This is a genomic window from Streptomyces sp. CC53, assembly GCF_001865245.1.
GTDB lineage: Bacteria > Actinomycetota > Actinomycetes > Streptomycetales > Streptomycetaceae > Streptomyces.
Map to the genome: position 1 here is coordinate 1 of NZ_MKXB01000097.1, position 22,816 is coordinate 22,816.

The 22,816-nt window shown below is 72.0% G+C and carries 29 protein-coding genes and 4 pseudogenes; 6 read left to right on the forward strand and 27 right to left on the reverse strand.

Going from position 1 to position 22,816, the window contains the following annotated elements:
* Nucleotides 1-121 precede the first annotated feature (121 nt).
* Nucleotides 122-490, forward strand: coding sequence for an EF-hand domain-containing protein (locus tag BJP40_RS08380; protein WP_256220676.1), 369 nt, complete (start codon nt 122-124; stop codon nt 488-490).
* A 161-nt stretch (nt 491-651) separates the two neighbouring features.
* Here the strand turns inward: BJP40_RS08380 and BJP40_RS08385 are convergent, their stop codons facing one another.
* Entirely contained in the window at nt 652-1,134 is a 483-nt protein-coding gene (locus tag BJP40_RS08385) for an EF-hand domain-containing protein (RefSeq protein ID WP_071279841.1), read from the reverse strand.
* A 324-nt stretch (nt 1,135-1,458) separates the two neighbouring features.
* Between BJP40_RS08385 and dksA the strand changes: the two genes are divergently transcribed.
* Nucleotides 1,459-1,869, forward strand: coding sequence for an RNA polymerase-binding protein DksA (gene dksA, locus BJP40_RS08390; protein ID WP_071279842.1), 411 nt, complete (start codon nt 1,459-1,461; stop codon nt 1,867-1,869).
* Between the two features lie 13 nt (nt 1,870-1,882).
* On the opposite strand, the pseudogene BJP40_RS35375 reads toward dksA, so the two are convergent.
* Together BJP40_RS35375 and BJP40_RS08395 are read right to left on the reverse strand one after the other, a co-directional pair.
* Nucleotides 1,883-2,072 (reverse strand): annotated as a pseudogene (locus BJP40_RS35375) (IS5/IS1182 family transposase); the annotation flags it as partial.
* A 209-nt stretch (nt 2,073-2,281) separates the two neighbouring features.
* Nucleotides 2,282-2,533, reverse strand: coding sequence for an acyl carrier protein (locus tag BJP40_RS08395; protein ID WP_071279843.1), 252 nt, complete (start codon nt 2,531-2,533; stop codon nt 2,282-2,284).
* Between the two features lie 117 nt (nt 2,534-2,650).
* Here BJP40_RS08395 and BJP40_RS35380 point away from each other — a divergent pair.
* The 4 genes and pseudogenes from BJP40_RS35380 to BJP40_RS31540 form a co-directional block, all read left to right on the forward strand.
* Nucleotides 2,651-2,836 (forward strand): annotated as a pseudogene (locus BJP40_RS35380) (cation transporter); the annotation flags it as partial.
* Between the two features lie 234 nt (nt 2,837-3,070).
* Nucleotides 3,071-3,373 (forward strand): annotated as a pseudogene (locus BJP40_RS35385) (class I SAM-dependent methyltransferase); the annotation flags it as partial.
* A complete protein-coding gene (locus BJP40_RS35390; RefSeq protein ID WP_256220677.1) occupies nt 3,367-3,660 on the forward strand; it encodes a hypothetical protein in 294 nt (97 codons plus the stop codon). The pseudogene BJP40_RS35385 and the gene BJP40_RS35390, both read left to right, overlap by 7 nt.
* Nucleotides 3,657-3,965, forward strand: a complete 309-nt coding sequence (locus tag BJP40_RS31540) for a sulfurtransferase TusA family protein (protein WP_079171025.1) — start codon at nt 3,657-3,659, stop codon at nt 3,963-3,965. Before BJP40_RS35390 ends, BJP40_RS31540 begins: the two co-directional genes overlap by 4 nt.
* Nucleotides 3,966-4,048: 83 nt before the next feature.
* Here BJP40_RS31540 and BJP40_RS35395 read toward each other — a convergent pair.
* The 24 genes and pseudogenes from BJP40_RS35395 to BJP40_RS32780 all read right to left on the reverse strand — a co-directional run.
* Nucleotides 4,049-4,325 (reverse strand): annotated as a pseudogene (locus tag BJP40_RS35395) (hypothetical protein); the annotation flags it as partial.
* Nucleotides 4,322-4,996: a GGDEF domain-containing protein gene (locus BJP40_RS08410; RefSeq protein WP_071279845.1), complete on the reverse strand. Its 675-nt coding sequence runs from the start codon at nt 4,994-4,996 to the stop codon at nt 4,322-4,324. The gene BJP40_RS08410 and the pseudogene BJP40_RS35395, both read right to left, overlap by 4 nt.
* A gap of 91 nt (nt 4,997-5,087) precedes the next feature.
* Nucleotides 5,088-5,393, reverse strand: a complete 306-nt coding sequence (locus tag BJP40_RS08415) for a hypothetical protein (protein ID WP_071279886.1) — start codon at nt 5,391-5,393, stop codon at nt 5,088-5,090.
* A gap of 95 nt (nt 5,394-5,488) precedes the next feature.
* On the reverse strand, nt 5,489-6,259 hold the full coding sequence (locus BJP40_RS08420; protein WP_071279846.1) for a hypothetical protein: 771 nt from the start codon (nt 6,257-6,259) through the stop codon (nt 5,489-5,491).
* Between the two features lie 77 nt (nt 6,260-6,336).
* Entirely contained in the window at nt 6,337-7,179 is an 843-nt protein-coding gene (locus BJP40_RS08425; protein ID WP_071279847.1) for a hypothetical protein, read from the reverse strand.
* An 89-nt stretch (nt 7,180-7,268) separates the two neighbouring features.
* Nucleotides 7,269-8,246, reverse strand: a complete 978-nt coding sequence (locus BJP40_RS08430) for an ATP-binding protein (RefSeq protein WP_071279848.1) — start codon at nt 8,244-8,246, stop codon at nt 7,269-7,271.
* Entirely contained in the window at nt 8,243-8,587 is a 345-nt protein-coding gene (locus BJP40_RS34100) for a hypothetical protein (protein WP_071279849.1), read from the reverse strand. Before BJP40_RS34100 ends, BJP40_RS08430 begins: the two co-directional genes overlap by 4 nt.
* Nucleotides 8,584-9,093: a hypothetical protein gene (locus BJP40_RS08440; RefSeq protein WP_071279850.1), complete on the reverse strand. Its 510-nt coding sequence runs from the start codon at nt 9,091-9,093 to the stop codon at nt 8,584-8,586. The genes BJP40_RS34100 and BJP40_RS08440 overlap by 4 nt, the downstream gene beginning before the upstream one ends.
* Nucleotides 9,094-9,211: 118 nt before the next feature.
* Complete coding sequence (locus BJP40_RS08445) at nt 9,212-9,676, reverse strand: RRQRL motif-containing zinc-binding protein (RefSeq protein ID WP_071279851.1); 465 nt, start codon at nt 9,674-9,676, stop codon at nt 9,212-9,214.
* Between the two features lie 255 nt (nt 9,677-9,931).
* Entirely contained in the window at nt 9,932-10,183 is a 252-nt protein-coding gene (locus tag BJP40_RS08450) for a hypothetical protein (RefSeq protein WP_071279852.1), read from the reverse strand.
* Between the two features lie 45 nt (nt 10,184-10,228).
* Nucleotides 10,229-11,044 (reverse strand): hypothetical protein, encoded by an 816-nt coding sequence (locus BJP40_RS08455; protein WP_071279853.1) that lies wholly within the window; start codon nt 11,042-11,044, stop codon nt 10,229-10,231.
* Between the two features lie 116 nt (nt 11,045-11,160).
* Entirely contained in the window at nt 11,161-11,706 is a 546-nt protein-coding gene (locus BJP40_RS08460; protein WP_071279854.1) for a hypothetical protein, read from the reverse strand.
* A gap of 69 nt (nt 11,707-11,775) precedes the next feature.
* Entirely contained in the window at nt 11,776-11,964 is a 189-nt protein-coding gene (locus tag BJP40_RS08465; protein ID WP_071279855.1) for a hypothetical protein, read from the reverse strand.
* Between the two features lie 78 nt (nt 11,965-12,042).
* Nucleotides 12,043-14,160, reverse strand: coding sequence for a chromosome segregation protein ParM (locus BJP40_RS08470; protein ID WP_071279856.1), 2,118 nt, complete (start codon nt 14,158-14,160; stop codon nt 12,043-12,045).
* Nucleotides 14,161-14,243: 83 nt separating this feature from the next.
* Nucleotides 14,244-14,660, reverse strand: a complete 417-nt coding sequence (locus BJP40_RS08475; protein ID WP_071279857.1) for a conjugal transfer protein TraB — start codon at nt 14,658-14,660, stop codon at nt 14,244-14,246.
* A 17-nt stretch (nt 14,661-14,677) separates the two neighbouring features.
* Complete coding sequence (locus BJP40_RS32775) at nt 14,678-16,549, reverse strand: ATP/GTP-binding protein (RefSeq protein ID WP_256220683.1); 1,872 nt, start codon at nt 16,547-16,549, stop codon at nt 14,678-14,680.
* Between the two features lie 482 nt (nt 16,550-17,031).
* Nucleotides 17,032-17,268 carry a hypothetical protein gene (locus tag BJP40_RS34105; RefSeq protein WP_071279858.1) on the reverse strand — a complete coding sequence of 79 codons (237 nt, stop codon included), beginning with the start codon at nt 17,266-17,268 and terminating at the stop codon, nt 17,032-17,034.
* A complete protein-coding gene (locus BJP40_RS08490) occupies nt 17,265-17,756 on the reverse strand; it encodes a hypothetical protein (RefSeq protein ID WP_071279859.1) in 492 nt (163 codons plus the stop codon). Before BJP40_RS08490 ends, BJP40_RS34105 begins: the two co-directional genes overlap by 4 nt.
* A gap of 261 nt (nt 17,757-18,017) precedes the next feature.
* The gene (locus BJP40_RS08495) at nt 18,018-20,585 is read right to left on the reverse strand and encodes a hypothetical protein (protein WP_071279860.1); all 2,568 of its coding nucleotides are present in this window, start codon (nt 20,583-20,585) and stop codon (nt 18,018-18,020) included.
* A gap of 94 nt (nt 20,586-20,679) precedes the next feature.
* On the reverse strand, nt 20,680-21,057 hold the full coding sequence (locus BJP40_RS08500; protein WP_071279861.1) for a hypothetical protein: 378 nt from the start codon (nt 21,055-21,057) through the stop codon (nt 20,680-20,682).
* Nucleotides 21,058-21,175: 118 nt separating this feature from the next.
* On the reverse strand, nt 21,176-21,487 hold the full coding sequence (locus BJP40_RS08505) for a hypothetical protein (RefSeq protein WP_071279862.1): 312 nt from the start codon (nt 21,485-21,487) through the stop codon (nt 21,176-21,178).
* A gap of 231 nt (nt 21,488-21,718) precedes the next feature.
* Nucleotides 21,719-21,886, reverse strand: coding sequence for a hypothetical protein (locus BJP40_RS34110; RefSeq protein WP_177204341.1), 168 nt, complete (start codon nt 21,884-21,886; stop codon nt 21,719-21,721).
* Between the two features lie 78 nt (nt 21,887-21,964).
* Nucleotides 21,965-22,228 (reverse strand): WhiB family transcriptional regulator, encoded by a 264-nt coding sequence (locus BJP40_RS08510; RefSeq protein ID WP_071279863.1) that lies wholly within the window; start codon nt 22,226-22,228, stop codon nt 21,965-21,967.
* Nucleotides 22,229-22,233: 5 nt separating this feature from the next.
* Nucleotides 22,234-22,581 (reverse strand): hypothetical protein, encoded by a 348-nt coding sequence (locus BJP40_RS32780; protein WP_071279864.1) that lies wholly within the window; start codon nt 22,579-22,581, stop codon nt 22,234-22,236.
* Between the last annotated feature and the right edge of the window lie 235 nt (nt 22,582-22,816).

Consider the following 22,816-nt stretch of genomic DNA (forward strand, 5'->3'; position numbering starts at 1 on the left):
CACCAGATCGCTCACACCCCACCAACGACCCAGAACCCGAATCGTTTCGGATCAATATCTGAGCACCTACAAGATCGACAAGAGCGACCGTCGGGCGCAGGCGCTGCTGATCTCGTACCAGATGCAGTGGTTCGAGCTGCTGCGTCACGCGGACGGCGCCGACCGTCTCTCCAAGGAGCAGTTCCAGACCGCCATCCGCGCGGTGAGCGTGGACACCAGCCGCTTCAACATGGTCGAGGGCGTCCCGCACGCCATCTTCGACATCATGGACACCGACGGCGACAACACCATCAGCAAGGCCGAGTTCAAGAAGTACCTGGACGTCTGGGGCATCACCGACCCTGGCGCCATGGACACCTTCCATGAGCTGGACCTCGACGGCGACGGAGAGATCAGCCGGCAGGAGTTCATCCGCGCGGTCAGGGAGTTCTTTTACTCCCAGGACCTGGAGGCCCCGGGCAGCCTGTTCTTCGGGCGCCTGTCCGGCTGAGAGGCGGGGTCTCCCACCCGTACAGCGGGCCCTGCGGGCATCGCGTCGGCTCGGATGACTGCCTGATCCTCACCCGGCGGTGGTCCTCCGGGGCGTTGCACCTGGAAGCGGTCCGGGTCCGGAACCATGGATGGTGGTTCCGAACCTGGACCGCTTTCGACTCAGGAGGCGGCGTACGTCTCCTTGACATGCCGGCTGTACTCGTCGACGGCGATGTAGCCGTCCCCGTCATCGTCGACTTCCTGGAACGCAGTCAGAGCGTCGATCTGGGAGAGGCCGAAGCCGGTCTTCCAGGTCATCCACTCGCTCATGCTCACCCTGCTGTCGCCGTCCTTGTCGAACAGGCCCAGGAGGGCGATCTCGTACGGGATGATGACGTTGTCGATGAACCTCGGGTCCCCCGCAGCGGCAGTGAACTCCTCGAGAGTGACAGCCCCCTCGGCACCGGCGCCGGCGGCCAGTGCCTCCCACATGCGGTTGGCGAGGGCGGTGGTCTGCCGCCACCGAGGACTGCCCGGAGCAGCGTCCGCACTGACGCACGCGCGATGAGCCACCGCGTCGAAGTCGACTCGCTCGATCACGCCGTTCCCGTCCGTGTCCATCTCCTTGAACAGTGCCTGGAAGTGCTCATCTCGCGTACCCATGGTCTCACCTGGCCTTTCTATTGAAGGGGTACCAGTGATCCACTGTGCTGGTTCACTGCCCAAGTGGCCCTCGAACCAGGTCATGATCCCCCGAATGGGGCACCAGGCGGCCACCTCTACGGGGGATCCGCTCTTAAAGCCTGTCCCCTTGGTCGGGGCTGGCCAGCGAACTCAGCGTCGTTTTGATCCGGATCATGGAAGCCGAGGGTGAAAGATCCGCATTGTTGCTCTGTTGTGCACCCCGCGCTGCAAAGATCATCTTGCAGTCGGCCTGGCGGCCGACCTGGACGCGACAGAGGAGGAACGTTGTCGAAACCGGCGAATATGTACGGGGTTGAGCCCTACAAGGAGACCAAGGGTGAGGAGTACATGGGTGAGCCCATGCGCAAGCACTTCTCCAGGCTCCTCAGCGCCTGGAAGGGGGAACTGATGACCAGTGTGGACCGGACCGTGAGTCGCCTGGAGGACGAAGCCACGGGCTCCCCCGACTCTGCCGATCGAGCCTCCCAGGAGGAGGAGTTCGCCCTGGAGCTACGCAACCGCGACCGGGAACGGAAGCTCATCAAGAAGATCGACAAGACTCTCAACAAGATCCGGGACGAAGAGTACGGCTGGTGCGATTCCTGCGGGATCGAGATCGGACTTCGTCTTCTGGAAGCACGTCCCACCGCTGATCTCTGCTTCGACTGCAAGGAAGTCGCAGAGAAGAAGGAAGAGACGGTCGGCAAGGGCTAGCTTCCGGAAGCGGTCATCTGCGGTTCCAGATCAGAATGGCCGCGAGACGGAGTGCGGCCTGGTATGCGACGGCGAGCTTGTCCGTTCGCAGCGCCAGGCCACGCCACTGCTTTTAGACGGGCGATGCACCGTTCGACCGTGTTGCGTTCTCGGCAGGTCTCGCGGTCGAAGCGAGGCGGCCGTCCTCCGCGGGAACCTCGGCGCGTCCCGCAACCGGCGGACCAGGTCCGTAACCGGCTATCGCCCGGCTCTCCCCGCTCAAGGACCGGCACATCAACTTCCGGGGTCGCTACCTGTTCAACATCACCGCCAGCGGCCCCGGACAGGGCCTGCGCCCCGGACGCGCCCGAGGCCGGCGACGAGGAGGAACAGTCCCGAAGGCGACCTTCCGCGGGCGCGCTGCAATGGATGGTCAGTTGCGCCCGGTGGCGGCCCTGACGTAGAGGATGGCCTCTTCAACGCTGCCGCGCATCAGCCTCTCTTGGTCCTGGTCGGGGATGTCAATCTGGAACTCTTCCTCGAAGGAGGAGATCAGCACGTTGAAGTCCTCGATGTCGTCCACCTTCAGATCGGCGCGGAACAGCTTCCCGGGGGTCACCTCTTCCTCCTTGATGGCCATCTGCTCGGCAACAATCTTGATTACTCGCTCGTGGATGGTGTCCACTGCGCCTTGCCTCTCTCTCGGACGTAGCAACAACCGAGCGAACCTAACCGCTCCCACAGGAAGCCGATACCTCGCACCGCGGCAAACACCCACATGGAGTCAGCTCGCACAAACGTGCTGACCGGCAGCGGCAAGGCTGACCACTCGATCCCCGGCATCGTCCTCGCCGCTCTCTCGCTGGCGATCATGCCCTTCCTGTCGGCAGCGCAACGCAAGGCCGGCCGCGAGCTCGGCTCCGCGTCCGCGGTCGCCGACTCCAAGCAGACCCTGCTGTGCACATACCTCTCCGCCGTACTCCTGATCGACGGCCCAGACCTCTTCCCGGAACCCGGCCGGGCACCGGGCCTGACCTGCCGCCTCTACCAGACCGCCGACGGCCTGGCCGGGGTCGACCAGCTCCGCCAGGCCCTGACCAGCGCCCTCTACGCTGTTCCGCAGATCCGGCAAAGGGAGCGAGTGGACATGAGCGACGACGCCACACAGCTGGCCGAGGCGCAGCGCCAGCACTGGCAGAACACCTACACCGCCCACCCTGGCATGTACGGCGAGAGGCCCTCCGCCCCCGCCGCCCACGCCGTGCGCGCCTTCCGGACGGCCGGAGCCACGGACGTGCTGGAGCTGGGTGCAGGCCACGGCCGGGACGCCCTGTACTTCGCCCGCGAGGGCTTCACCGTCCAGGCCACCGACTTCAGCCCCGTCGGCCTGGAGCAACTCCACCAAGCCGCCCAGGCACAGGACATCGCCCAGCGGGTGACCACCGCGGTCCACGGCGTACGCGAACCGCTGCCCCTGCCGGACTCCTCCACCGACGCCGTCTTCGCACACATGCTGCTGTGCATGGCCCTGTCGACCCAGGAACTCCACGCCCTGGTCGGCGAGATCCGCCGCGTACTACGCCCGGCGGCACCTTCGTCTACACGGTCCGCCACACCGGCGACGCCCACTACGGCGCCGGCACCGCCCACGGCGACGACATCTACGAACACGGCGGCTTCGCCGTGCACTTCTTCCCCCGTTACCTCGTCGACTCCCTCGCCGACGGCTGGACCCTCAACGAGGTCCACGCCTTCGAGGCAGGCGACCTGCCCCGCCGCCTGTGGCGCGTCACCCAGACCCTGCCCCGATGAACACCGCCCCGACACCCAAGGCCGACATCACCGTCGACGGCACCGGACTCCTGTGCGTCACGCTCCTGCTGCGCCTGCTCAAGCAGAGAGAGGACGCACCTCCCGGCGCCGTGGTGCACGTGACCGCGAGCGACCCTGCAGCCCCGCTCGACCTGCCTGCCTGGTGCCACATGGTCGGCCACGACTACCTCGGTCCTGTACTCGGGGCCCCGCTGGTGTGCGGGATCCAGCTGGCCGCAGGCACTCGCCCCACACGCGCTGACGCGCCCTGGCATCCCGCGCCAACTGCGTGCCCCCGGGAGTGAATCGCACCACCAACCGATCGGTCCACGGCGCGTGATTGCGGTGGCATTCCACAACTTCTGATAGCCGGAACTACCAGCAGTACCGTCCGGGTCCTGGTGGCAGCCGGTCAGCCGGGCGACGCCGATCACGGCGCCGGTCGGCAGGTCGCGGCCGCGGATCGTACGGGCGACCAGCGGCACGCGCAGGGCGGGCCGGTCGATCTGCAGGCCCGCGTGCAGCAGCACCAGGCCGCGCCAGGACCAGGGCTGCGGGCGGTTCTCGATCGTCTTGGCCCCGGCGACGATGGCGGTGGTCCACGGCTGCCTGACGCTGATTCCGCGGATCCAGTCGCCCGCCGGCGGAAGGGGTTCGGTGCTCATGCCGCTCGCCCCCAGACTGCCGTGCCCGGCCGCCCGGCCCGCCGGCCGTTGACGGTCGGGAGCGTGGTGTGCGCGGGGGTAGCGAGGTGGGCGCGGCCGGAGTGCTTGCCGTCGTACAGGGCCGCGTCGGCGGCCCGCTGCAACACGGCGAGGTCGCGGGTGGCGAGGACGCTGGTGCTCGCGGCGCCGACCGAGGCGGCGACGTCGACGGTGCGGCCGTCCTCGAGGACAACGGGGGTGTGCAGCATCCGGACGAGCTGCGCGAGACGCGGCTCCAGGTGCGCGGCGGTCACCTGGACGACGACGGCGAACTCGTCGCCTCCGAGCCGGCCGACGGACGCTCGCGGGCCCGCCCACGCGGTGAGTCGGGCGCCGAACGCGGCGAGGACGGCGTCCCCAGCCGGGTGCCCCATCGTGTCGTTCACGGCCTTGAAGCGGTCGGCGTCGACCATGACCACGGCCAGGTCGTCGCGGCGGGCCAGGAGTCGGCGGGCGCGGGCGGTATAGGCGTTGCGGCGCAGCAGGCCGGTCAGCGGGTCCTTGTCCGCGCGGGCGAGCTGCTTGAGCAGCACCGTCGCGTGGACCGCCCAGCCGGTCAACGGCACGGCGACGGTCGTCAGTAAGAGGGCGCGCTGGCCGATCCGGCCCTGAACGCGCAGGAGGGGCGACATACTTGGGTTCTCCGTCTCGTCTCGTACGGGATGGATGGGCCCGGGGCAGCCGACGAAGCCGCCAAGCAAGTGCGGCTGTCCCGGGGCGGAGCTACAGCGCGAAGTCGCTGCGGGTGGTCCAACTGACGGGGTTGTGCCAGAGGCCGGCCTTCGCGGCGGGCCACTCCATCTGCCAGCCGGGCCTCAGCCCGCGCGCTCCCCAGCTGTCCGGCTGCTTGCCGGGGATCTCGAGTCCGGCCGTGTGCGCGGCGAGTGCGGCGTCGTACACCTCGTGGGCGCGGCGCAGGGCCGCGGCGGGGGAGTCGGCGACGCCGGTGAAGACGTGCACGCCCTTGCGGGCCGGGTTGCTGGTGTCGTGTATCGGGACGTCGACCTCATAGAACTCGGTGCGCGGCATGACGCCCATCTCCTCTCCGTGTCAGTGCTTGAGGGGCCACCGCGACCGCCCCGGCCTCCGTGGTGCGGGAGGGCCGGGGCGGCACGGAGAGCCCGTCAGGCAGCGACGGCGGCGGGGGAGTCCAGGCCGGTGCCGCGGAGCGCGTCCAGGACGTACGCGTCGAAGCGGGCCTGGTGCTGGGCGGCGACCGCGTAGCCGGTGGCGCGGCTGTAGGCGTAGCTGTACGCGTACATGCTGGCGTCGGTGTCGGCGAGGGCCTGGTCGACGGCGCGGCGCGCGAGGTGCTCGATCCAGGTCTGCGCGGCCGACTCGCGGCGGGCGTGCGACGTCGCGGCGGCCACCGACTCCGCCCACCGTCCGCTGCCGCAGGCGCGGCCGCCGCACTGCGCCCAGTTCCACTGCCGCTGGCGCATGCCCTCGGGGTCGGCGTCCCAGTCCGCAGCCCAGCGCACGGCCTGCTCGGGGATCTGCTGCTGGACGACGTCCAGGACCTCACGGCCGGCGGCGCCGAGCGCACGGTGGGCGTCGGTCTCCTCGAGGACGCGGATCCGGTGGGAGAGCAGCCGGTAGGGGTAGTGGCGCTGGCCCCAGTTGCCGGTCTCCCCGAGCGGCTCCACGATCCACAGCCGTACGGGCCAGGTGACGGGCCAGATGCCGGTGTCCTCCAGCGCCTCGCCGACGCGCTTGACCATGCGGAAGTACGAGAAGGGGCTCTCGTCGAACCACAGGTTGGTGCAGGGCTTGGGGTGGTCGACGACCTGGCCGACGTTGGCGGCGAGGTTCACCGGGGTGCCGGCGTGCCGGGACACCTCGATGATGCCGTCGGCGGGAGTGGCGATGTACCAGGTGACAGGCTTGCGGGCCATGCGGTCCTCCAGGAGGGGGTGTGGGCGGCCGGGGCCGCTCGGTAACCGGGTGTTGGCCGGGGTGCGCACGTCGGCGGTCAGGCGCGGTAGACGGGCGGGCGGACTCCGGCGCGCAGCTCGCGGATGATCGAGCAGGGGCCCTTGGTGGCGCAGTACGCGTCGTCGGTGTCCGGGAGGGCGTCGCCGGTGGTGCCCCACATGTCGCGGGCGACCGCGTTCACGACGCGCAGCATCTCGCCGTTGTTGGGGCGGCAGGCGCTGTTGGTGCGGGCGCCGTGCCGGTGAGCGCTGAGGATGTGCTGGCGGGCCTGGCGGGCGGCCCAGCGGCGGCTGCTGGGGCCGGTGTTCTCGTGGACGTGCCCGCTGTCGTGGAAGGTGTCGAGGTGGCAGGCGGTGCAGTGGTAGGTGACCAGCTGCTGCGGCTCGCTGTCGGGAAGCCACTTGCCTTCGAACTCGTAGACGATGACCTCCGCGCCCGTGGTCACGGTGTGGGCGAAGGCGGTGACGAGGCCCACGCCGTCCGCGATGCCGCCGCGCTGTGCCTGGTTCCAGAAGACGCGGGGGAGGAAGTCGTCCCAGCCCTTGCCGTGGGGCCACTGGGCGTACATGACGCCCTGCGAGGCGTCGAAGGTCGCCCGGCCGTCGGTGTTCTCGCGCTTGTACTGCTCGATCTGCTCGATCGACCCGAAGTAGGTGGCGGAGAACTCCTCGGACTCCAGGAAGATCAGCCCGTAGCCCTCGGGGCGGGTGTCGTGGCCGTTCTCCTTGAGCATGTCGACCATGTCCTCGTAGCCGGGGTTCCCGGGGGCGATGGTGCCGACGAGGGGGAGCCGGTAGTAGTCGCAGCTGGTGACGTGGGCCGGGTTGGTGTCGCTGACGTGGTGCGGATTGCCGTACGTGTTCGTGATCGTGATGCCCATGGCGGGGTGCCCTTCCTGGGGTAACGGCGGGCGCCGGGTGATCCCGGCGCCCTGTGGGGTGGGGTTGTTCGGCGTGGCGGCGGTACGCCTCACGCGCGGACCGCGTCGGCGTACTGCGCTTCCAGGTCGGCGCGGCCCTCGGGGTCGTCGTCCTGGAGGTCGTGGTCGTCGGCCTCCTGGTCGACGCCGTCACCGTCGCCGTGGACGGTGCAGACGATGTCCGGGTCGTTGTCCATGGCGCCGGTCAGCGCCCGGAACAGGCAGCTGACGCTGTAGGCCGGCGCCCACGCCTGCCCGTCGCACTCCGGGTCGAAGGGGCACGGCAGCAGCACGTCGAAGCCGAAGTCGCCCTCGCCGTCGACGTCCTCGCGCAGCGCGAGGGTGAGGTACTGCTGACCGAGGCGGATCTCCGCGACGCGGTCCCGGCCGGTCACCAGGTCCGAGCCCGGCCGCCACCGCCACAGCGGCAGGATCTCCGGGCCGAAGAAGCGGCGGGCCAGCCACAGGTCGCCCAGGCCCTCGCTGCCGTCGCGCCCGAGGTCGGCCTCCCTCACCTGCGAGAGCCGCTCCAGGAACGGCTCCAGCCGGTACAGGGCGTCGGCGAAGACCACCGTGTTGAAGCCTTCGGCCGCGAGCCGCTGATGCGAAGCGACCATGGCCTGATGCTGGGCGCGGACGACGTCCTCGGGCACGCGCCGGTTGGCCGGCCGCGGGCCCTGGCGCTCCAGGCAGACCGGCAGCGGCGTGGCGACCATGACCGCGACGGTCGGCATGCCGTGCCGCTTGGCGGCCATCACCAGCTCCACCCGCACGCTCTGTTCGACGTTGGTGGCGTCGATGACCGTGTTGAGCTTGCGGGCCATCCGGCGCTCCAGGATCAGCTTGAGGACGTCGGCGGCGTCGCCGGTGGCGCCGGGGTCGTCGCTGACCGTGCCGCGCAGGGCGTCGAGGGAGAGGACCTGGGACGCCGGCCAGGTGCGGGCCAGCGTGGACTTGCCCGAGCCGGAGGCCCCGATCAACACCACGAGCCCGTTCTCGGGCAGGTCCGGGTACAGCACCGAGGTCATACGAGATCTCCTTGCGGGTGAAGGGAGCGGGCTGCCCAGTTCAGGCGCTGCCCGGCGTGGTCGGTGATCAGGGCGGCGGCCTCGTGCAGGGGGCAGGAGGCGTCACCGTCGCGGTCGGGCTCGATCTGCTCCGCCCTCCGGGCGGCGGCGCTGACCAGTTGCGCGAGGGCGGGGAAGAGGCCGCCGGGGTGGTCGATGTCCTCCTGGAGCTCGCGCAGGATCGCGGCGAGCTCGGGGGCGTCGACGTCGTCGGCGGTCAGGTCGTCCTCGATCTGCTGGAGGGCGAGCTGGGCGATGCCGAGCGAGGCACGCACCCGGTCCAGGCGCGTGCGGCTGGTCATCGGGTGGTCGCCTTGGTGGTGGCGGCCACGGCCGCGACCGTCTCCCAGCCGTGGTGCCAGGCGGAGTCGAGGTGGAAGGCGCCGTTCATGCCGAAGTCGGCGAGCTTGTAGAAGCCGCCCTTGCCGGTCTTGGTGGCGATCTTCTCCAGCAAACCCTTGCCCGGGACGCGTCGGTCCGCGGCGTAGTGGGTCGTGAAGGAGATGGCGAGCGCGGCCGCGGCGGCGGCCGGGTGGACCTTGATGCCGAGCGCGCGGGCGCCGACCCCGGCGACGATCGCCTGCGTGGCCGTGTAGGTCAGGACATGCTTGAGGCACGCCTTTCGCCCGTCGGCCGTGCCGTGGGTCGTCTTCTCCTTCGTGGCCGGGTCCTCGTAGGTGACCGGGTGGTCGTCGGAGGCGCCCTTCACCCGGGCACAGAAGTCGTCCTGGACCCAAAAATCGCCGACGGCACTGGCGGCGCGGGTCAGTCCGAGCAGGGCGGCGAAGACTGCGGGGCGATGCGTCATGCTGGGGTTCTCCTGATCTCGAAACGGTGAGGTAGCGGGCGGCCGGCCTTTTGCCGGTGCTGCGGCCGCCCGGTGGTACGGGCCCCGTCCCGGCCTGTGCGGTCGGGACGGGGCTGGCTCACGCGGCCAGCCGGTGAACGGCCGGGGCCGGGAGCGTCATGAGGCTGCTGGGGTCCGCGGGCGTGCCGTCGAAGCACTCCAGGCAGCAGCCCAGCTTCTTGGAGAGGCAGATGTAGAACCGCCTCCTGCACTGGCCACAGGTCTGCCGCGCTGCCATCGCCCGGTCCAGGGCCCACTCCTGAGCGAGCGTCGGCACCCGCTTGGGCACCGCCAGGTCGACACGGAGCAGGTAGCCGCGGGTGGGGTGACGGCAGGACCACTGCGGGCGGGTCGCGCACAGCTTGCACCGCAGGATCGCGACCGGCCCCTGGTTGCCGCCGGGGCTCAGGCCCATGTTCCGTAACTGCCGCCTGGTCACGAGCCCTTCGGGCACCGTGCTGCGGTCGTACTCGGGCAGCGTCGCGTTCTCGCGCGGCACCCGGGTCACCTCGCGGCGGCGGCGCTTCTTCCGGGGGCGGGGCATCACCTGCTCCAGGCGCCGGGGAGACGGTCGGGGCGGTGCGGGTAGCGGGGGCCGGGACGCTGCGGGCGGGGCCGGCCGATCCGGCGGCGCGGGCGGGGGATGAGCACGAGCGGTTCCTCCAACGGGTCGGTGGACAGCGCTGCGCCCCGCCGACGTCGTGCTGGTGTCGGCGGGGCGCTACGTGCGGCCGGGCGGCCTGTCCGGTCCTCGCCGGCCCCGAGTGCGGGGGCGGCGAGGGCCAGGCAGGGCGTCAGGTCAGCGGGCGGTGCGGAAGCGGCGGGTGGCCCACGACCGCAGCCGGTCGAAGCGGGTGGGGTGGGTGTGCCGCCAGGCGGTGGGCCACACGTCCTGCTCGGTGGGGAAAGAGCGGGAGGCGCCGCACGTGCACGTCCACGCGTACGGCTCCGGGCGGGTGTCGTCGCGGGTCGCGGTGACCGTGGCCTTGGTGCCGTCGTGGCTCCCGTGGAAGGTGCCGACCCAGAACTCCGTCTCCAGCTGCGGCTTCATCAGGTTCCCTTCAGTGCTCGGTGGTGGTGTCGGACGGTGCGGAGGTCAGCGCTGGAGCGGGTGGACGTTGTCGGGCTCGTCGTCCAGGTCGTCGTGGCCGGGCGCGGGCTGCGACGGGAAGTGGAACGCGGGATAGACGTTGACCTGCGGCGCAGCGGGGGCGAAGTTGTTGATGACCGGGCGCAGGCTCAGGCCGCGCAGGGCGAAGATGCTGGCGAGGGCCCACGCGAGGGCGGCGATGCCGACGGCGAGGGTGCGGTTGCCGTCGGGCGTGGCGGACCACACCACGGCGACGGTGGCCAGGCCCCACCCGGTCCACAGGATGCGCGCGCCGGCGCTGCCGATGAATCCGCCGACCAGGCCGATCAGCCCGGCGAACTGCCAGAAGGCGTAGACGGCGGAGCTGGGGACGGGCAGGCCGGTGCTGTGCTGCCCGATGTAGGAGCGGATCGGGTTGTCGATCACGCCCCACAGGCCGCTGGTGGTGTCGATTCCGGGTGCCTCGGTCACCGTGCGGGTGGCGGCCAGGCGGTGGAGCACGGCGTTGACGATGTCGCTGGCGGTGTCGAGCAGGATGACGACGGCGCAGACGCCGGTGAGGCTGAGGACGGCCTTGATCCAGTTGGCCATCTCGTGCCAGCCCAGCTGCCGGGCCTGGAACAGCTCCTCCCACCGCTCGTACAGGAAGCCACCCTGCTTCCAGGACGCGTTCCATGCCTCGCGCAGCCCGGCGAAGCGCTTCGGGCGGGGCCAGTCCTTCGCGTCGGGCGGCGGGGGCGTCTGGTTGAACAGGTCGAAGAAGTTCGGGTTGTGCTGACCGTTGATGGGCTGGCCGTTGACGGGCTTGTCGTCGGACTGCATGGCAGGGCGTCTCCCTCGCTCGGGCGGGTGTGGTGGGCGGTGGTGCGCAGGCCGGACGGCCTGGCCCGCACCCGACCGCGAAGGGTTCGGGTGCGAGGCAGGTGGCCCGGAGCGGTTCAGAGGCCGCGGGCGTCGGCGAGGCCGGCGGCCTGGTCGACCATGCGGAGCGGGGTCCGGGCCGATCCGTGCGCGTCGTTGAAGGACGGCACGGAGTCGACGTCGTCGCCGAACTTGCGGCGGATCGCGTCCAGGAGCACGGCGGCCGCGTCGGATTCCAGGCCGCTGTCGCCGCGCGCCTCGGCTCGGATGGCTCCGAGCATGCAGCGGGCGCCGTCCTCGTCGACCAGGACGTCCTTGCACCAGCCGCCGGTGAGCAGCCGGTGGTGGGCGCGCTGCAGAAGGGCCGCGACCGGGGTCGGGTAGGACTCCGGCGGCGGCTGGAGCGTCGGGGTCAGCGGAACGGTGACGACGTCGGCCAGGTCCACGGGCTCGGTCTCGATGTGCGCCGTGTTGACCTCGTAGGCGACCTTCGCTTCGTCCAGCCTGACGCTCATCGCCGCGTTGATGAACGTCAGGCGTTCCTCGAGGGACAGTGCCGTCGGCGGCGTAGGCGGTGCGGTGGTCGGGGTGGCCTGGTCTATGGCGGGACGGGTTGGAGGCATCGGGGCTCCCTGGAGACGTCGAAGGCGCGGGGCGGGGTGGCGCCTTCGACGTCGGCGGCCGGGGCGGTTTCAGATGCTGGAGATCCAGCCGGTGACGGTGCCGATCGCGGTGCTGATGAACGGTGCGGCGCCGGTGGAGGCGAGGAAGAAGCCGAACAGGCCGCAGAGCAGAGCGTGTCCGAGGCGTACGGAGCCGCCCCGGATGAGGACGAAGACGACGATGCCGAGCAGGACGACGGCGGAGATCGATACGGCCACGGGCGATGTGTCCTTCCAGGTGTGAGCAGGGCCCGCCGGTGCGGCCGGGCCCTGCGGAGTTGGGGGGTGTGGGGCGGGTCAGACGCCGGAGAGGTTCTTGATGGCCTCCAGCGCCTGGCGGGGGGAGGTGACCGCGTCGCGGCGCGCGGCGGACTTCCCGCCGCCACGGCGCGGGCCGCCGCCGCCCTTCTTGGGGGCACCGTCGTCCTCGCCGTCCTCGCCGTCGTCCGGCTTGTCGCCGAACTCGCCGGGCCGGGGCGGCTCGGTCCAGTCGAACCACAGGTCCCGCGCTTCGAGCTCGCGGATCTCGTAGTCGGTCAGGGTGGCGATGACGTCGGGGAAGTAGTCGTCGAGGCTCTTCTTGAAGTCCATGAGCAAGGTACGCAGGACCTCGGGCTGCTTGGCTTCGACGATCCAGCCGGCGCCGCCAGTGTTGGAGTTGGCGGGCGGCTCAGGCTCGCCGCGCATCACCCGCTCGATCCGGCCCGCCTCCTCGGGGGAGAAGGAGCGGGGGAGGGGGTCGGGGGTGTTCTCGGACGGGATCCCGAGGGCCTTGAACATCGCGCCGACCTTGCCGGGGGCGACCTTCAGGACGACCGGGATGCAGTTCTCGCGCAGGTTCTCGCACAGCAGCTGGGTGAACCCGTCCTGCACGTAGATGGACTGGCCGGCCACCTTGATGCCGATGCCGTACTTGCGGCCCTTGACCGACACCTTCTCGGCAAGGTCCATGATCTCCGCTCCGTAGTCGCCGTGGCGGGCGGCGGAGAGGAACTCATCGAGGTAGGCGGACAGCATCCGGTAGGGGCAGCCCGGCAGGTTCGGGTCCCAGTCGTAGACGCGTCCGTCCTCCCACGGCATCTCGCCGCGGATCTCCATCAGCGCGTCCAGGGCCCGCAGGAGCCGGATCATGTAGAGCGCGCCGACGCCGTAGCGGTCGGCGTACTCGCCCAGCTTGGCGGCCTTCTCGTCAGGGGCTTCCGCCGCCAGCCACACCACGGCGCCGAACAGGGCGTCGGCCGCGACGTGCAGGCCCATCAGCTGGGTCTTGCCGCCGCCGGACGGGGCGACGAACAGGCCGTGCGCTGCGCCGCGGTCGGTGTAGACGCGGTTGCGGGCGGGCTGGCCGTTGCCGAGGAAGCCGGTCACCCACCGGCCGTCCTTGTCCGGAGTGAGCAGCTCGCGGGTGGCGGGGAAGATCTGCGCCAGCGGGCTGGAGTCCCACAGGGAGACCAGGATCTGGTTGCCGTCGATGGTGACGAACAGCCGGCCTTCGTCGTACTTGGTCTTCAGCGCGGCCGCCAGGGCGTGCTGGTTGACGCGCGGCTCGCCCGCCTCGTCGGGGACCTGGGCGATGTAGTGGGTGACCCGGCGGGCGTGGTCGCGGACCTCCTTGACGAACTCCGAGCCGGGCACCGGGCCGCTCGCGATCCGGTCGGCCCACCACTCGTGGGCGGTGGGGGTCTTGCGACGCCGGTCGTTCGCGTCGGGGGTGACGTGGACTTCCCGCCAGGCGGGGCCGCCCTCGCGCCCGGCCTGCCGGACGATCTCCTTGATGGTCACGTCGGTGACGTCGACGCCGAACGCGGCGGCGATGTCGTCCTCCTTGAGACCGGAGATGGCCCGTCCGGCCTCGGAGGCGCGCAGCAGCAGCGACAGGTCGTTGGGCATGCCGTCGTGCGGGGTCGCCTTGACCACGATGGTGCGGCCGGGCATGCCGCGGTTCTCCCACAGCCAGCGGACCTGCCGGGTGAAGGAGTCGGCGCCGTCGTTCGGCTGCGCCGGGGACGGCTCGGGCGCCGCGGGCTGGAGCTGCGGGGTGGAGGCCGGAGCGGCGAGCGCGGGCCGGTGGCCCCTGCGGGTGTGCCGGGAGAACGGCATCACGAGCAGGCCGGCTGCCGCCCACCCGGCCGCCAGGAGGGCGTCCAGGCAGTAGGGACCCCAGCCGATCGTGTTCCGGGCGGCGACGTCGATGGCGGCGGCGGCCACGAGCGGCGACCAGCGCAGGATCTTGCGGCCCGCGCCGGTCTCGTCGCTCTTGTAGGCGAGGAACCATCCGCCGAGGCCGGCGGCGCCCGCCAGCTGCACGACGGTGTTGACGGGGCTGTCGGGGTAGAGGTTCGGGGCCGCGGCGAGGACCGGGGCGGCCAGGGTGTAGAGGGTGCGCTCCAGGGCGACGCTGCGCGGCACGGACACGGGGTGTTCCCTTCGGGAGTTGGCGATGGGCGGCCCGCCGTCGGTGGCGGGCCGCCCATCAGGGGTTTCGGCGGTGTCGGGGGTCAGTGGGCGAAGAAGCCCGGCTTCGGGGTGCGCTCCCTGCGGCCGGAGCGGACGGTGTCCAGGCCCTCGTACAGCCGCGCGTGCGTACGCCGCGCGTCCGTGGCCAGGCCGGACACCTCCTGGGCCGTCTCGTGGAGCTTCTGGACCTCGGTGGCGGCGCCGCCCAGGGCGACGGCCACCTGGTTGGTCATCTCGATGAACTTGCGGTCGAGTTCGGCGTTGGCGATGTCGACGGCCAGGCCCTCCGTGCGCTGGGCGTTCTGCCGCATGCGGCGCAGCAGCTGCTCCAGCTCGCTGCCGGCCAGGTCCATCGCGGTGCCCAGCGTCTTGAGCTTCTGCTGGACGGCCTTGTAGCGGTTGTCGCCGTCGGTCGTGGCGGCAGCGCCGCCGCCGGTGGTGGGCGCGAGGTCGCTCACGGCGGATCCCCTTTCTCTCAGTCGTGGTGGGCGGCGGAGGAGGCGTGGGCCAGGCCCGCGTCGTCCATGGCCGCGATGTCCTCGCCGTAGACGCGGCCGACCGACATGGCGGCGATCCGAGCGGCCTCAGAGGCGATCTCGCACTCGGTGGCGCACCGCTCGGCGAGCTGCTTCATGCGGTCCGCGGCGTCGGCCAGATCCGTGATCTGGTCGACGACCTCGGTGGCGATGTTGTGGTCGCCGACCAGGTCGGCCGCCATGTCCCGCAGGGCGTCGGCGACCTTGCCGAGCGCGACGGCCAGCTCCTGGGCGCGGTCCTTGTCGAGCGCGGCGGCGATCGCGATGTTCACGATCTCCATCAGGTACTCGCCGAAGGTGATGTCGGTGCGGTGCTTGGCGGCCATGCCGGCCTGGCCCGACGTGGGCCTGCTGACCTCCGATGCCACGGGGTCCTCCTGTGCGGTGGGTCGGGTGGTGCCGGGACGCTGGGTGTGGGGCTCGGGGGCCCGCGGGAGGCTCGCCGCGCTCGAGGTGGTGGCCCCGAAGGGGTCGGCGGGGTCGTCGACGATGACCGCGTCCGGGATGTCCTCCTCAGCCGCTTCGGGCTTGGGGAAGCTGGTCGGGCCGTCGGGACGGTCCACCGTGACGCCAAGGTCCTCGGGCCGGAGCGTGGAGGGTTCCTCCGGCTCGGGCGGGTCGGTGTCCTCGCCGGCCTTGGTGAAGAAGTCCTTCAGCTTCTCCTTGAAGGAGCGGCTGTCGGCGCTGTCGTCCGTGCCCGGCGGGTCCTTGACGTCGTCGGGCTTGGAGCCGTCTGCCGTCCCGGTGCCGTCCTTCGGGTCCGTGTCACCGGAGCCGTCAGAGGGCTTCTCGTCGCTCTTCTTGCCGTCGTCCGGCTCCTTGGCCGCAGAGTCCTCCTTCGTGCCGTCAGCGGCCGTTTCAGGGCCCTCCTTGGGCATCTTCTTGGTGGTGGCCTCGGAGTCCTTGGCCTTGCCGTCGTCCTTCGCGGCCTTGCCCTTCTCCGCCGCGCGGCGCTTGTCCCAGCGGCGCTGCGCCTCCTCCGCCACGGCCGCACCGAGAGTGGTGCGGCCGTCGGCGGCCTTGGCGGCCTCCCGCTTCGCCCTCCGCGCGGCCTTCCGCTCGGCTTTCGCCCTGCGGCGTTCCTCCCGCGCCGCCTGCTGGATGGCGCGGTCCTGGTCGCGATCCTTGCTCCGGTCAGCGAGGCTGGCGGCCTGGTCGGCGCTGCGCCGCTGCTGCCGGGCGGCCTGGCGGGCGGCGGCGCGCTCCTGGCGGCCGCGGGACCGTTCGGCCCGGGGGCTGGAGACCGGCGAGTCGTGCGTCCTGCCGCCGTCGCCCTTCGAGCCGCCCTTGCCGCCCCCGGAGCCGCCCGAGCCGTTCTTGCCGCCGGAGCCGCTCGAATCGCCCTTGCCGGACCCCGACTTGCCGAAGCCCCCAGAGCCGTTCTGACGGCCCCTGGAGCCCCCGGACGACTCATTGCCCTTCGAAGGGCCCCCACGGCCGCCAGAGGAGCGATCAGAGCCCTTCCCGGTGCCCTTGGGGGAGTTGCCGCTCCCGAAGCCGCGCCCGGTGCCGCCGGACCCGTTCGTTCCCGAGCCCCGGCCGCCGCCGCCTCCGCGCGAGCCGCTCCCGCCGCCGGCCTTCGAGCGGCCGCCCTTGTCGGCGCCCAGGCCGGAGCTCGAGGACTGCGCCGCGTCGGCCTTGCCGCGCGCCGCCGCCTTGTCGGCCTTCGCCTTCATCTGGGCGGTATGGAGCTTGGAATTCTGCTCCATCATCGCGGTTTCCTGCGCGGTACGGGCTTCGATGAGCGCGGCCTTACGCGCTATCTCCGCCTCCCGGAACGGCGCTTCCCCGGCGTGCCGCTCACGCGACACCTCCAACCGGTATTCCAACCAGTCACCGAGCCTGTCGGCAAGAGAACGAGGCTGGACGTATTCGCCTTCCTCATATTCCCCGTCGCCGGAATCCGGGGCCTCCGGCATTCCCGTCTCCCGCAAAGCGGCTTCCGGGGAAATAGGCCCGCGAACAGGCGGGAGTTCCATTGTCGTCTCCGCCGGGGACTCCGGCGGAACAACTCCGCCCGAGCCACTGCCGAGCGGTTCGGAATAAAAGAGATCCCCGCCGTCGGGAGCGTCCGGCATTCCGCCGGAATCGCTTCCCCGAGTGGGGAGGCTGATCACGTTGCTGTCGGTGTCGTCGGACACCCGACCCCTCCTCCTGGGCTTGACAGTCGGCACCGGCCTCGCGTACACGCGCGCACGGCACGCGCGACACGCGTCACGCGCGGCACGCGTTGGGATCGCCGAAGGGCCGCCCCCGGGGATCGGGGGCGACCCTTCGTGCGGGACGCGGGGAGCTAGCCGAAGTGGCGGCTGTAGACGTTGTGCAGGGCGAGCGCGGCCTCGCGGATGAAGTCCGCGTTCCCGTCGCGATACGCCTGCGTGCCCCGGATGTTCGTAATTCGGAGCCAGTAGTAGAAGGTGCCGAGGTCTTTACCGTGCCGAGCGATGAGGTCCTGCTTGATTTTCCGCTCGTGTTCCGCACGGTTAAATGCTTTCCGCTCCGCTTTCGTGAGCGGGCGACCGGCACTCACGCCGACTCCCTGCCACCCAGGCTGTAAATCGACGTGGGACCACCATAGCCCACATTCGAGCTCTGCGCACCCTGCTGCCCCGCGTTCTCCGGGGCGGCCTGAAGCGGCGGGTTGTTCTTGCGCGCCTTGATCTGCGCCTTTTCCTTTCGGTTCTTCTTGACCTCCTTAACCTTTTCGTCGTGGGCGTGGCGCTTGTGGGCGCTCTTTTCCAGTCCCGAGCTAATGCTCTTGAGGTTCTTGAGAATGTCGTTCAGGGACTTTTCCACCGGGAAGGAGCGCAGGAAAGCCTGGCCCATCTTGTCGCCCTCCACGCGGGTCCCACGGCAGTGCACGCGGGTCTCGCGCTGGAGGATCTCCAGCTTGGCCTGCATGTCCAGCACGACCCTGTTGAAGTCCGCGAGGTAGTGCGCGTAGGCGGCGGGGTTCTGCGCGATCTCGCGCAGCGCCGCGTTCGGGTCGTCGAAGAAGGGCTTGTCTTCGGTGCTCACGGGGTCCTCCGTGGGGATCGGATCAGGCTGTACTGGGGGCTTGCTGGCTGCCCTCGGCCGGGACAGCGCCGCCTCCTTGCGGGCACGGTGTGCCGAGGCTGTGCTCAGTGCGGGTTTGGCCCGTCGCCTCCGCGTTCGGCGGGGTGCGGGCGAGCGGCCTGCCGGCCGTGGCCGGCACCGGTCCGCGCTCGGTGGGCGAGCGCGGACCGGGGGCGACCATGAGCGGCAGGACGGTTGTACGGTCCGGTCCGGTCCGGTCCGTCAGCGGACCGTGTGCTGCTTGAGGGCGACGGCGATCTGTCCGGCGCGGTCCGTGGCGATGGAGCCGCCCTCAGCCCGGACCGCCTTGGCGATGTTGGTCCGGTTCAGCGGCTCGTTCGCGGTCCGGAGCCGGTCCAGCGCGGTCCGCTCCAGGTCCGTAAGCGTGATGACCGTGAGGTCCGGACCGCCGTCCTCGCCGCGATCCGGACCGCAGACGCCTTCCGGGGCTTCCTGGTCGGCCGGTCCGGCGCGGTCCGGCTCCTGCGGTCCAGGAACGGTGTCGGCGGTCCGGACCGTCGCCTTGCGCGTGCCCGCCGCGCTCTGAGTGGCGGGCACGGCCCGGGACCCACGGTCCGGACCGGAGCCGGTCAGCAGGTCAGCGCCCTGCGGACCGGCCGGACCGGCCTCCAGGGCGAGCGCCGGTCCGCCGGTCCGGTCCGTGGCCCCTGCGGTCCGGACCGGACCGTGGACCGCCTTTCGATCGGCCGGACCGGACCGGACCGGATACCCGCCGTGCTGGACCGGGCGGACCGGAGCGGGGCTTTCCAGCGGTCCGGGCCGGTCCGCACGGGACAGGGTGAGGACGGAGGGGATAGCGGCCGGTCCGTGGTCGTCGGCCCCGACGCGGGGGACGACGACGCGGTGCAGGGCCAGACCGGTCCGGACCGCCTTGCGGTCCGCGAGCTGGGCACCGGCTGCGGTCCAGGCCCGGTCCAGCGTGGTCAGCCGCGGGTCGGTGATCGCCAGCGACCAGGCGGTGAAGGAGTGGACCGGGTAACGGAACCAGCGGACCGCTCCGATGGACGGGCGGGCCTTGGCAACCTTGCCGTCCTCCCGGAGCTTGCGGCGGTGGATCAGCGAGGCGTACAGCTCCCACAGCACCATGCCCACGATGCTCATGGCGGCGAACGCCACCGCCTTCGGGGTGAAGTGCCAGTAGGTGATCTGCTCCGTCCAGATCTCCTCCTTCGCGTCCCAGACCCGGCTGCCGGCCACCGGCTGCCCGGAGGCGTGCCAGAAGTTCATGACCGCCGCCCCGAGGGCGAAGATCCAGGTGGAGACCCGGTAGAGGGTTCCGGCGTCGCCGCTCTGGCGGGCCTGGTGGTACATCCAGCCCACGAACGCCGTCGACAGCTCCCAGGCGGCGGCGAACAGGACCGTGAAGGGGACGACCCAGCCGAGGATGTCCTCGGCGAACCCGGCCTGGCCCGTCCACGCCACCGCCATCGGGGCGGTGATCGGACCGACCACCATCAGGCGCTCCGCGTTGACCTTCACGAACTGCTTCACGCGGTCGGCCACGGCCGGCTTCCCCGCGCGGGACGCGGCCCGCAGCTCACGGGCCTTGGCCCGGCGGGCCTCCTTCGCGTCCCTGCGCTCCTCTTTCGCCTCGAGCTTGAGACGCTTGCGCTCCAGTGCCCGCTCGGTGCGGTCGGTGGCGCGCTTCATCCGGGCGGCGGCTTCGGCCACCATGTCGTCGGCGGCCTTCAGCGTGACCTCCGCGTCCGCTTCCCGCACTCGGGCCTGCGCCAGGGCCTGCTCGGCTTCCTTCAGCTGCGCGTCCCGCTTCGTACGGGCCGCGGCCAGGATGCGGTCGGCCTCCTCACGGGCGGTGCGGGCCAGCCGCTCCGCGTCCTCGGCCGCCGTCGCCCGCAGCCGGCCGATGTCCTCCTTGGCGAGCGCGCGCGTACGAGCCGCATCCGCGCGGGACGCCTCCCGCTCGCGGGAGGCGTCCTCACGCAGCTCAGCGGCCGCCTTCTCCGCCTCGGTGCGCAGCTGCGCGGCCTGGGCGACCGCGCTCTCGCGCAGTCGGTCGGCCTCGCCGCGCGCCCGCTGAAGGAGCTGGTCGGCGTCGGTGGTGGCCCGGGTGCGGGTCTCCGTCGCGGTGCGCTCCGCCGCCGCGAGCAGCTCGGTGCGCGCGCTCTCCGCGTCGGCGAGGGTCTGCGCGGCGGCCTGAGCGGCCTCGGTGCGGACCTGCTCCGCCTGCGCGGCCGCCGTGGTGGCGACCTCGTCCGCCTGGCGGCGCGCGTCGGCGAGCATCTGCTCGGCAGCCGCGTTGGCGTCGGCGAGGACCTTCTCGGCCTCGCCGGCCGCCGCCGCGGTGATGGTGTCGGCCTGCGCACGCGCGTCGGCGAGCAGCTTCTCCGCCGTCGCTTCGGCGGCGGTGCGGACCTGCTCGGCGTCGGCGGCCGCGGTGGTGGCGGCCTCCGTGCGGAGCCGGTCGGCGTCCGTCGCGGCGGCGGCCAGGAGGCGGGACTGCTCCGCGGTGGCGGCCTGGGTGATCGAGGCGGCCTCGGTGTGCGCGCCGTCCAGCAGCTCGGTGCGGGCGCGCTCCGCGTCGGCGAGGATCCGCGCGACGTCGTCGGCGGCCAGGTCCCGGAGGTCGGCGGCGCGGTCGGCGGCGTCGGCCAGGAAGGGGTCGGCCTCCGGCCAGGCCGGCGGCGCGACGGCAGATGCGGGAGCGGTCGCCGGGGCTGGGGGCGCCGCCGGGCCGCGCCCAGCCCGGCCGGCCTTCGCGGCCGCCGCGGGCTGGCGCCGCTGGCGTCGGGTGGCGGTCTTCGGTGCCACAGGAGCTGTCCTCTCCTATATGGGGGTCGGTAGGGTCGTGACCGGCCCCCGGGCCCTCGGCAATTCGCCTGCCGAGGGCCCGGGGACCGCTGTATCAGCCGCGCTGCGGCGGCAACTCGGCCCGCCGGGGGCCCTGGACGGAGCGCGTGTCCTGCCGGGCGAGCCACGCCATCGCGGCCGACGTCATCTCCAGCGCCCCCTCACCGTTCAAGGGCGCGGTGTCGATGTCGCGCATCGCGTCGGCCGGCGGCAGCAGCCGCATGTACTGCGGCAACGCACCGTAGATGGGCCGCAACGACTTCAACTCCGTCAGCTCGTAGTCACCGCTCGCCCACGCCTTCTCGACGCGGCAGGGGAAGGTGTGACCCGGCTCGCCCGCCCAGAACCGAGACGGGTCCCGGTACAGGACGAAGTCGCCCCTCTTGAAAACGGCGGCGGCCTCACCGGCGGCGGGCTCGGGGGAGTGGTGCATGCGGTGCTCCTTGTTCCTCGGGTGGTCCGGGCTGTCCGGCTCCCCTCGGCCCCACCCGTACCGGCCCCACTCGGCGGGGTCGGGACGGGCGGAGGAGGCAGCAGGCAGACGCGGCAGGTCAGGCGGCGTCCAGGACCCGGCATGCGGCCACGGCCGTGGCGCGCGGATCCGGTGTGGAGTCGGCGATCCGGAACGCCTCGTCGAAGTCGCCGCGGGCGACGGCGGCCGCGGCGCGGCGGGCGGCGTCCCAGTCGACGCCCCCCCGCCACGGCTTGGACGGGGTGCGGAGGGCGCGCAGGGCGTGGCGGATGGGGTGGGCGCGGCGGGCGCGGGCCACGCGGGTGGCGGCGTCGCGGTGGCCGGCCTCGAGGAGGACCTGCTGGGAGTCGTAGTCGGCGGCGGTCCAGCCGCGGCGGGAGCGGGCGCTCATCCGTACCTCCAGATGGGGCGTGCCCCCGGGGGCTGCCCGGGGGCGAAGCAGTGAAAGGCCGGCCGCCCGTCGGGTGGGCGGCCGGCCCGGAGGAGTGCGCTGGCGCGGGATGCGATCTCGGTGCGGCGACCGCCCGGCGGGAACCGGCGGGCGGGCGCCGGGGCCCGGCTCGGCCCCGCCCGTCCCGGCCGCGAGGGTCGGGACGGGCGGGGGAGGCAGCCGGCAGGACGGTCAGCGGCGGAGCTGCTGGGTGTAGGCGTCCTGTAGTTCGGCGAGCGCCCGGAGCAGGTGCTCGCCGGTGGCGCAGTGCGACGTAGGCGTGCAGTCGGCGCAGGTGCGGGTGTGTGTCCGGTAGGCGGTGCTGGCCGCCATGTACCGCTGGTACAGGCGGTCAGCCACCGCGCACCCTCCCCTGCTGCTCCGACTGCTCGTTCACCCGGCGGAGCTCGGCCTCCATGCGCTTGCGGTCGGCGTCGGTCATGCCGTTCCCTCCCGTCCCGACCGGGTCCGGCGGGCGGTGCGGCGCCTCAGCGCGCGCCGCTCGTCCTCCGAGGCCCCGCCCCACACGCCGTGCTCCTGCCGTGTGTCCAGCGCCCACTGCAGGCACCGGTCGGAGGCGGGGCAGCGGCGGCACACCGAGCGGGCCTCCTCAATCTGGAGAAGGGACGGCCCGGTGTTGCCGATGGGGAAGAACAGGTCGGGGTCCTCGTCGCGGCAGGCGGCACGGTGTCGCCAGTCCATGCCGCTCACCGCCCCGCACCCGTGGCGGCCGGCGCGACGTCGGCGCGGACGCAGCGGCAGCGCCAGTACCCGCAGATCGGGCAGGCGTCCTCCGCCGCCGCCACCGCCCGACCGGCCGACAGCAGCCGGGCCCGGGAGCGGCCGGGCGCCATCTCGGCGAAGGTGCGGCGCGCGCGGCGACCGGCGAGTCGGGCCCGCCGGTCGCCGTCCACGACCAGGTGCCGCACCAGCCGGTGGAACGCGGCGGCGTCGTCCGGCTCCAGACCGCGGGCGGTGTCCTCGCGCTCGATGTCGTCGATGATCCCGGCCCGCGGCGCGGCCGGGACCGGGGTGCGTGTCATGCTGTTCTGCATCAGGTCCTCCAGTCAGGTCCTGGACAGCCCCGGGGGCCTCATCCCTGGGGCTGTCGCGGTTGGTAGAGCCGGTGTCCACCGCGCTCTCCACCGCCCGCCGACCGATCCGAGGACCGAGCGGTGGGCGACTGGGCAGCGCGGGGCTGCGTGGTTCTGGTGGCGCGGCACCCGGTGTGACGGGTGCCGGATCTCGTAGAGACGCGGACCGCGGACCGCCGGGGAGATCCGTCCAGGC